1 protein-coding gene and 2 pseudogenes are annotated in these 3,693 nt (G+C 40.2%); all 3 read left to right on the forward strand.

All coding sequences use genetic code 11. The features are described from left to right. Nucleotides 1-923, forward strand: a pseudogene (locus tag DCC82_RS05175) (IS256 family transposase); the annotation flags it as partial. 365 nt (nt 924-1,288) lie between these two features. Then, nucleotides 1,289-3,157 (forward strand): RNA-binding domain-containing protein, encoded by a 1,869-nt coding sequence (locus DCC82_RS05180; protein ID WP_097354146.1) that lies wholly within the window; start codon nt 1,289-1,291, stop codon nt 3,155-3,157. Nucleotides 3,158-3,471: 314 nt separating this feature from the next. Next, a pseudogene (locus DCC82_RS18820) lies at nt 3,472-3,693 on the forward strand (transposase); the annotation flags it as partial.

The following is a 3,693-nucleotide window of genomic DNA, read 5'->3' on the forward strand; positions in this document are numbered from 1 at the left end:
TGCCCCTTACCAACGGCACACCGGCTGGCTGGAGGAAGCCATCATCAGGATGTATCAAAGTGGCATGAGTACGCGTGAAATTGGCAAGTTTATCGAACGAATTCTAGGAAATGCTTATTCTCCAGCGGCGATCAGCCGTATTACCGATGTCGTGAAAGAAGACATCGAGAAATAGCACACTCGTCCACTGCACAAGCGTTATTCCGTCTTATATTTGGATGGTTTATACGTAAAACTTCGTCGCGAAACCGTGGAGAAAGAAGTCATTTATGTGGTGTTAGGGGTGAATGAAGAAGGGGATCGAGAAATTCTGGATTTCTTCATAGGAGGACAGGAAAGCGCCTATGTATGGCAGGAGATTCTCCAACAGCTCTACAAAAGAGGCGTCAAGGAAGTGTTTCTGGGCGCATTCGATGGCCTTACGGGGCTGGAGGAAGCCTTTAAGGCGGGTTTATCCGAAAGCTGATGTGCAGCGCTGTGTCGTTCACAAAGTCCGCAACACCCTCAGCCGTGTTCGGAAAAAAGACCAATTCGAAGTGGCCGAGGATCTCAAGCTGATTTATCGCGCGCCGAGTAAGGAGATGGCGTTACAAATGTTTCAACAGTTTGAGTCGAAATGGTTTGGTAAATACCCGAGAGAAGTTCAATCTTGGGCCAATGAGTTGGATGTCCTTCTCACCTTTATGGACTATCCAAGCAGTATTCGAAGTGTGATTTACACGACGAATGCCATCGAACGAACGATTAAGGAGATTCGGAAACGTCTAAAGCCGATGAACAGTTTGAGCAGTTTAGAAGCCGCGGAAAAAGTCGTGTATTTAACCATTCAAGATTTTAATGAGAAATGGGCAGGGCGAAAGTTAAGAGGATTTGCCGAAGCACAGGAAGCCCTCGAGCGAATATTTGAAGAACGTTACAATTAACCAAATAATGTAAATATCAAACCAATACGATAAGGGGATTCTCCCTTTCCACACAAGAGACTGAATATTCAGTCCTTTGTGTGGAGGAAACTAGTCCCCTATCCATTCCAAATCCATTTCAGAGATACCCTATCTATCTTGCATTACACAAAATTCTTGACGGTACCAATGGTTTGCTGCATGGTTCGATAATGTTTAGTGATCATGCTAAAATAACGTTTGTAATACATTTTGTCCTGGTGAATCATAAATTTCTTTGACAAATGGAAAATTGTATAATTTGTTAAATGTTAAAAGGATTGTTTCTTTTCGTTGTCAAATAATTTGTAGTAAATATTAGAAATTTAAAGGGGATATATGGCGGAATGGACGCGAAGGATTTGTTGCGTATTATAGAAGATGGAGAAAATGCCGAATTGGAATGTAAAGCAGCCAAAGGCGGTTTACCGAAAGATGTTTGGGAAACGTATTCTGCTTTTGCGAATACAAATGGCGGTATTATTTTGCTTGGGGTCGAGCAAAAAGGACAAGAGTTTTTCCCAGTCGATGTTGATGCAAAAAAGTTAGTCAAAGACTTTTGGGATGGAATTAATAATCCCCAAAGGATTAGTAAAAATATCTTAGTGGATCGAAATGTAGAAATTATTGAAGTTGATGGGAAAGAAATCGTGAAAATTTATGTTCCAAGAGCTTCACGTGAGGACAAGCCAATTTATATTGGTCATAATCCTTTTACAGGTACATATCGCCGCAATTATGAAGGAGACTATAAATGTACAAAAGAAGAAGTACAGCGAATGATAGCGGACCAATCGCCAATTCCTCAAGACAGCAAAGTTCTTCCCAATTACGGTTTAAATGATTTGAATATGGAATCGGTGAGAAGTTATCGAAATCGCTTTTCTTCTTTGAAACCAGATCATCCTTGGAATGGTTTAGAACTGAAGGAATTTTTATATAAAATTGGAGCTTTGGGAAGGCTGCGCGAAACTAACGAGGAAGGGCTAACATTAGCCGGATTGCTCATGTTTGGGGAAGAGCGCAGCATTACAGAGTATTTACCGCAGTATTTCTTAGAATATCGGGAAAAGAGTTTGGATGTGCCGGGGGAGAGATGGACAGATCGGATTATTTCTTCCGACGGCACTTGGTCGGGGAATTTGTATGATTTTTATTTTAAAGTGATCCGCAGACTAACGGATGATTTAAACATTCCTTTTCAAATGGAGGGGCTTTTTCGCAAGGATGATACAAGGGTGCACGCTGCTCTTCGTGAGGCTTTAGTCAATACGTTGGCTCATGCCGATTACTACGGGCAACGCGGAATTGTTATCGAAAAGGAAAAGATGTTATTTCGATTTTCCAACCCGGGTGTTCTTCGGATTCCTTTGCAACAAGCACTGAAAGGTGGAATAAGTGATCCGAGAAATCCAACGATTTTTAAAATGTTTATGTTAATCGGACTTGGTGAACGGGCAGGGTCGGGGATTGAGAATATTCATTTGGCGTGGAAAGAACAACATTGGACTGCCCCAGAATTAATTGAAGAATTTCAGCCGGATCGCACGATTCTTACGTTGCGAACAACTTCATTATTACCGCAGGAAAGCGTCGATTTTCTAAAAGCAGTTCTTGGGAAACATTATAAGTTTTTAACCAATGATGAAGTATTAATTTTAGTGACGGCACATCAAGAAAATTATGTGACCAATACGAGATTGCAAAGCCTGACAGATAAAAAGAGTGATGAAATAAGCAAATTATTATCCGTACTGGTGGAAAAAGGATATTTAGAACCAAATGGACAAGGAAGAGGTACAAAATATACGCTAACGGAAATGTTTTATCAAAAGTCTATAGGGAACTCCAGATATAATCGAATAAGCTCCGGACCTAGTGCTAATAACTCCGGACCTAACGCTGCTAACTCCGGACCTAACGAAAACGAACAAACAAAAGATCATGAAAAAGTGCTATTGGATATTTCTGAATTAGCAAGGAAGAAAAAGAGATTACATCCTTCCGAAATGGATGAGATCATTTTAAATCTTTGTGCAATTAAGCCGTTAACGCTCAAAGAATTAAGTCAATTACTGAATAGGCAGATGGATCCTCTTCGCAAAAAGTACATTTCACGATTGCTTAAGGAAGGGAAATTAGAACCGCTATATCCAGAGCAAATAAACCATCCGAAACAAGCATATATGACACGATCTCTTTTTAACCAGCATTAGGATACTGGATTCCTAATGCTGGTTTATTGTTATTAGACAAATTTCTCGATGATGTATAAAAGTTTGTGTAAAACATTTTGCTAGAACAAAAGAAAAAAGGTAGGGTATTCTCTGATTGGACCAAAAATCTTAGAGAAAGGAGAACCCTACCTATGTCTAAAAGAAGTATACCGAATGTCGACTGGGCAAATCAACTGGAAAGTGTTATTCGTCAATTTGTGAAAGAAAAATTAGAGCTGATTATGCGGGAAGAAATCAAACATTTCCTCGAAATCGAACAGGCTGGAACACCGAATAGGAGAAACGGCTGCTATCTCCGTTGTGTTCGGAAAAAAGATCAATTAGAAATGGCGGAGGACCTGAAACTCATTTATCGTTCTCCGAATAAAGAAATCGCATTGGAGATGTTTCAACAGTTTCAATCCAAATGGTCTCACAAATACCCAAGGGAAGTCCAATCGTGGGCAAATGAGTTGGATGTCCTTCTCACCTTTATGGACTATCCAAGCAGTATTCGAAGTGTGATTTATACGACC

It is taken from the genome of Geobacillus sp. LYN3, from assembly GCF_003064505.1.
Lineage (GTDB): Bacteria > Bacillota > Bacilli > Bacillales > Anoxybacillaceae > Parageobacillus_B > Parageobacillus_B toebii.